This window comes from Streptomyces sp. NPDC026062, assembly GCF_055568375.1.
This window is the reverse complement of the sequence record NZ_JBVHOQ010000103.1, coordinates 1-5388: the sequence shown is the minus strand read 5'-3', so window position 1 is coordinate 5388 and position 5388 is coordinate 1. Positions and strand designations below refer to the sequence as shown.

Sequence of the window (5388 nt, the reverse complement as noted above, 5' to 3'; positions counted from 1 at the left end):
AGCGCCGATGGTACTGCAGGGGGGACCCTGTGGGAGAGTAGGACGCCGCCGAACAATCATTGTGGAAAAGCCCCGTGCCCTTGTGGCACGGGGCTCTTCTGCGTTCACGACCAGAACGATGTGCAAGTTGATGGTGAATCGTGGGGGAGAACGGGAGTTCGATGCCCCGCAATGGCCCGGCCGGGACGACATCCGCCCGCTTCGCTGGGTCGTACATGGCACACCAGGCCGCTGCAGCACTGTCACTTCCGGCGGTCGTCGCGGCACGAGGATCGAGTGGTGAGGTACGGGCATGGCCCACGTCTCTCTGCGATCGACGCCTGGAGCCTGCGCCTCTGCTGCGGTGGGGGCCGCAGTTACAGTCAGCTCGGAAACTTTAGTTTACGGATGCGAGCAGAGGAACTATGGTTGTCGCATGATGGTCTCTGAGATCACCCCAGAAGAGCAGGTGGAGCTCGACAAGGCCCTGTACGACGCCTTGAACCCTCTGGCCTCGGCTATCCGATCCCGGCAGAGCGGTCTGCCGGCGGACCGTATGTGGGACGCGGATCCTGCCGAAGTGGCGCTGTCTGTCCTGGCTGCTTGGAAGGTAATGGATGTCGAGGTCAGGCGGCTGGCTGGGCAGGCGGCAGTAACCGCCGGTTCCTACGGTGCAAGTTACGAGCAGTTGGGGGCCACTTGGGGCATCACCCGGCAGGGTGCTCGCAAGAAGTGGCCCGACGCCGTGAGCCGCCCGACACCAGCGGCGGCGGGCAGGCGCAGGCTTGCACTTTTCGGAGGGACAGCTGAGCTGGTGCAAGAGCCTGCCGGGCAATGGAACTGGACGGGTAGGGCGGCTGACGGCACATCGGGCACGGCCGACGAGGGGGTGCGTTATGTGACCGCGGAAGAGGCAGCGGCCCATGCGGGCGCGTTCCTCAAAGAACACGCCCTCGGCGTCGACAACCAGTACTGAGGTTTTCTCCTTGGCCATTCGCGGGCACAGACGAGGATGGCCCTGAGGTGGAGTGCGGCCTGGTGGGCAATTGCGGGCTCGTGCGTTCGCACGACCAGGCCGCGGTACTCGTTGAGCTTGCTGGTGATTGTTCGGCCCCGTTGCGCCGCCTGTCTGCCGCGGTATCGCAGGTGGATGGCCGGCCACCCGGGCGGCCTCGCCGAAGACAATGGCCGATCTGGTCGGACGGCTGGGAAACGGCGGCGTGGATTTCTTCTGATCACGCATGATGAAAACGCGCGGTCCGCCGGAACGGCCTGGACAGGTCCTGAGCCGCCCCGGCAGCTTCCGTGTACGTGGAGATGTACTCCGGACTGATGAACTACGTCTGGACTGGCCGCCGGTTGGCGGGCCACCCCATGAGGCGCTGGGTGCCGAAGACGTCTCGGCCCAGTCGGTGGCGGGAAGCGGATCGTCCCGGTGGCGGGCAAGGTGCCACCCGGCGGCGTACAGGTGTGCAACTCGCCTTCCTCGAAGGTTGGTTGATGCGTATTCGCTTGGCCTGCCGTTCACCCAGGACGTCGACAGTGCCGTGGTTCCCGGACTTGGCAGGTGCGTACGGAACAGGCCCCGGGGGAAATCAGCTGACGCAGCAGCGACACGTTGGGCGGAGTGGGTGGACCGCGGCGCTGATAAGGCGTGGCACGGTGAGGCATTGCGCGGCGCCTGTACGAGACGCTGCTCGACAGCCCTGGGGCGGGCGGGTGTTGTTGAACGGCCACCCGGGAAAGCTGGACAGCGTCGGCCGCGTGCCGGGCGTGTGGGGATACCGGAAGATCGGCGAGGCGCGGCTGTGGACCTCTTTGACGTGATGGTCCTCGACCTGCACTGACATCAGCCCAGGGGCTGTGCTCGTGGCCCGGCAGGTTGCTGGACGACGCTCCCCGGGAGTGAGGGGTGGCCTTGGACGGGGCTTCGTACGCTTCGTGGTCGCAACTGTCCGGGCGGACGGCAGAGGCTCTGGGGCTGGTTCTGGCGGGAACGGTGGCCGCAGTGGAACGCATGGCTCTCGCGGTTGTCGCGGCCGATGACAACCAGGCCGACTGGAATACGGACCGGGGTGCATGACGCGCTCGCGGGACAGGACGGTGTGCCGGACATCGCGACGGTGTGTGCGGGCCGGACCCGAGATGATCGCGGAGCCAGGTGCCTCGGTCTCGCCCAGGGCCTGTCGTCAAATGTCGCGTCCGCCCGACGCGGCCTTTGCACAGGCAGTCCAGATCGTTCGGATTGGCCCTGCCCTTACAGCGGCATCGTGCGCTGGAATGGCACTGCCGCCGTTGCAGGGCCCCGACCCCGTGCGACGGCTCCCGGTACGACTGTCCCGGGCCATGTACGCGCTGAACGGACCGGTCTCTGTGGCAGAACTACTCGGCTTCGTCGCCGCGTCCCTGGTCATCATCGTCGTGCCCGGACCTGATCTGACCCTGCTGCTGGCATACACGGCCCGGTCGGGGCGGCGCGCGGGCCGGGCGACTGCTGGGGGATCATGCTGGGACACGCCGTACTGGCATCGGCAGCGGTCGCTGGTCTGACAGCTCCGCTGGCCGCCTCACAGGTCGGCTACACCATTCTCCGCGTCGTCGGCGCCCTCTACCTCGTCCATCTCGGCGCCCAGTCCCTGGCCGATTTCGTTCGCCTGCGCCGCAGTGCTGCCGCAGATACTCCGGCTTCCTGCTCCGCCGAGCCCGCCCCAGCGGCTGCGGGACGTACCGTGCGCACCGCCTTCCGGCAGGGCCTGATCAGTAATCTGCTCAATCCCAAGGTGGCGGTCTTCTACCTGGCGCTCTTCCCGCAGTTCATCCTGCCCGGCCTGGGAGCGACGGCCTCGCACAGTGTTCTGGCCGGAGTCTTCTGGCTCATGTGCCTGATGTGGTTCGCGCTGGTTCTCTTGCTCCTCGCCCGAGTCGAGGTCCTGTTGCGCCGCCGTAGTGTCCGGCGCGGACTGGCTGGAGCGTCGGGCGTGGGACTGGTCGGCCTGGGGGCCGCTCTGGCTCTGCGAGGCTGACGGAGCGGACCCGTCAGCAGAGCGCATGACTGGACGAAGCCGAGCGTCGAATGTCAGGCCCACATCACAAGTGAGGCAAGGGCAACGGCTGCTCCGCAGAACTCGGCAGTTTTGTCATGGCGGGTGGCAATCCCTTGCCCTTGCTCAAGTCGGCTGAGGCACCGTTCCACGACGTTGCGGTGCTTGTGGACCTCGCGGTCGAAGACCGGCGGGCGGCCTTCCCGACTGCCCTGCCGGGCTCGGTTCGCTATCTGGGCGGCTCGCTCAGGGATGGTGTGCGGGATGCCGCGATGCCGCAACCAGGAGCGGATCGCCTTCGAGCTCTAGCCCTTGTCTCCCAGGACGTGATCGGGCCGGACGCTGGGCCGCCCCGGCCCGATCCGAGGAACCCGGATGGCTTCCATCACGGCGGTGAACCGGGTGCAGCCGTTGGTGTTGCTGCCAGTGACGACGAAAGCCAGGGGACGGCCCCGCCCGTCGCAGGCCAGGCGAATCCTGCTGGTCAGCCCACTTCCGGACCGTCCGAGAGCCGGGTCGCTGAGCCCCCCTTCGGGCCCCGGCCGCATGCTGGTGAGCGCGCACGACGGTCGAGTCGACCGTGACGAGCCATTCAACGTCGCCGGCCGCATCGGCCTTCGCCTGGGCCGCCCGGAGCATCCGATTGAACGTGCTGTCCAGCGCCCACCCGCGGAAACGGGTACGAAGAGAGGCCCACGGCCCGTATCACTCGCGCACATCCCGCCAGGCGACGGCAGCACGAAACTTCCGCACGGCCCCGTTCAGGACCCTGCGGTCGTCCATCCGCTTCCGCCCCGCAACGACTCGGGCAGCAACGGGCGGACGAACTCCCACTCGGAATAGGACAGTTCATGGCGGCATAGCCCAGCAGCATGCTCCACCAACCGTGATCATTCTGAAGACATCGCCGGGCCGTCTCTTCTGGATCACTCCGGCAGGAGCTGGTTGTCGGCGCGGGGTGGGAGAGTCCTGGGCATGAGGCTGCCGGAGACTCCTGAGCGAGTGCTGCCTGAGATCGGACGCGACTTGTTCGACGTTCTCGTCATCAGGACCGACTTCAGCGACGACGAGACGTGGAACGCGGTGGTTGGGGAGTTTGCCGCAGCAGTGCAGCTGGTCGATGCGCCTGCTTGGTCAGGAGCAACGGCCGACGAGGTTCTTGGCGCCGTGGTGGATGAGGACCTGGTTGTTGTCTTCATTGCTGACCGCGGCACCATGCGGTCGCCGGCGCGGGCGTTGCTGGCTCTGTCGACCGTCTGGGAAGATGTGAGTGGCCTTGACCCCGTCTATGACCAGGAACTCATCGAGTCGCCTGAGCCTCGGGAGTTTCGAGCCCTGCCTGCCGCGGCGCACGGTGTCCAGGTGGGCCTGGCGCTCGGCAACGAGGACTTCGCAGAGTTCGCCGGGGCTGCTTCCGCAGAGCCTGATCAGGTACTGCGACCTATCTGACCGGTACGGCGGGCGGCCGTTGCCTCCGCAGATGCGAGTCGTTCGTTGAGGCATGTCGTCGAGTGACGCGCAGTTGGCGCGGATCGGGGCGTTGTTGCCGGATCGGACGCCACACCCTGGCCACGGGGGTTGGTGGTGCCGGGGCCTCGGTAGCAGTGTCGCGCGCATCCACGCTACGCAGGCCTGCCACCCGAGTACTGCCCGGCATTGCGCCGGAGCGGACGGCGGCCGGACCTCTCATCTACGTCTCCGAGTCTCCGACGACACCTGCCGGCACAGGGACGCCCCCTCATGTCACGACTCCGACAAGGGGCAACAGCCGTGCCGGCCCGGAGTCCGGTGGTCCCGTCGCGGGACCGCGGGAAAGACACACGGGGGCAGACATCAGGATCATTGTTTCGGCACGGTCCATGAGGGAGGACAACAGCAGCACCGAGAGGAACCGTCCGGGGCGCGAAGCGGCTCGGCGAGTGTGTGACGCAGTGGGTACGAGCGGAGCCTAGGGACGAGTAAGGGCCCGGGAAACCTCGGGCCGTTCCGCAGGCCGGACGGCCGCATCCCGGCTTGTCCGAATGGGCCCATGACCTCTGCCGGCTTGCGGATGTGGCTGCAGACCGTGGTGAACCGGGCCCCGGATTCGCCGACGAGTTGGGCGTGGGTATGGTGTGTGCTGCGCAGGGCAGCCAGGACCCCAGGGCCACGGCACCCCGCATGACGTACCGTCAGCAGGCCGATCTCGCTAAGACGATCGGCCGGGCGGACGGGTCGTCACGGCTCACTCGGCAGCGGGAATCAGGGCCGAAATACTCTGATAGAGTTGAGCTCGCCGGAAAGGGAAGCGCGAAAGCGAAGAACTGGAAAGCGAAAATGCGAGACCCGCTTCGACCGGGAATCGGACACGAAAGAGTCTGATAGAGTC

Annotated in this window: 4 protein-coding genes and 1 pseudogene; 4 read left to right on the top strand and 1 reads right to left on the bottom strand. The window is 66.9% G+C overall.

Going from position 1 to position 5388, the window contains the following annotated elements; all coding sequences use genetic code 11:
• Nucleotides 1-415 precede the first annotated feature (415 nt).
• From ACZ4LX_RS37785 to ACZ4LX_RS37775, 3 genes are all read left to right on the top strand, one after another.
• On the top strand, nt 416-955 hold the full coding sequence (locus tag ACZ4LX_RS37785) for a hypothetical protein (RefSeq protein ID WP_467651902.1): 540 nt from the start codon (nt 416-418) through the stop codon (nt 953-955).
• 1304 nt (nt 956-2259) lie between these two features.
• Nucleotides 2260-2529, top strand: a complete 270-nt coding sequence (locus ACZ4LX_RS37780; protein WP_467651901.1) for a hypothetical protein — start codon at nt 2260-2262, stop codon at nt 2527-2529.
• On the top strand, nt 2484-3002 hold the full coding sequence (locus ACZ4LX_RS37775) for a LysE family translocator (RefSeq protein WP_467651899.1): 519 nt from the start codon (nt 2484-2486) through the stop codon (nt 3000-3002). The genes ACZ4LX_RS37780 and ACZ4LX_RS37775 overlap by 46 nt, the downstream gene beginning before the upstream one ends.
• A 53-nt stretch (nt 3003-3055) precedes the next feature.
• Here ACZ4LX_RS37775 and ACZ4LX_RS37770 read toward each other — a convergent pair.
• A pseudogene (locus ACZ4LX_RS37770) lies at nt 3056-3901 on the bottom strand (IS5 family transposase).
• Nucleotides 3902-3995: 94 nt separating this feature from the next.
• On the opposite strand from ACZ4LX_RS37770, the gene ACZ4LX_RS37765 reads away from it, so the two are divergent.
• Nucleotides 3996-4469, top strand: a complete 474-nt coding sequence (locus ACZ4LX_RS37765) for a DUF6924 domain-containing protein (protein ID WP_467651897.1) — start codon at nt 3996-3998, stop codon at nt 4467-4469.
• Nucleotides 4470-5388: the final 919 nt, after the last annotated feature.

What these genes read in the sequence shown, in the direction of transcription:
- ACZ4LX_RS37775 (WP_467651899.1), top strand. Translation starts at nt 2,484, where the DNA reads ATGCTGGGACACGCCGTACTGGCATCGGCAGCGGTCGCTGGTCTGACA.
- ACZ4LX_RS37785 (WP_467651902.1), top strand. Translation starts at nt 416, where the DNA reads ATGATGGTCTCTGAGATCACCCCAGAAGAGCAGGTGGAGCTCGACAAG.
- ACZ4LX_RS37780 (WP_467651901.1), top strand. Translation starts at nt 2,260, where the DNA reads ATGGCACTGCCGCCGTTGCAGGGCCCCGACCCCGTGCGACGGCTCCCG.
- ACZ4LX_RS37765 (WP_467651897.1), top strand. Translation starts at nt 3,996, where the DNA reads ATGAGGCTGCCGGAGACTCCTGAGCGAGTGCTGCCTGAGATCGGACGC.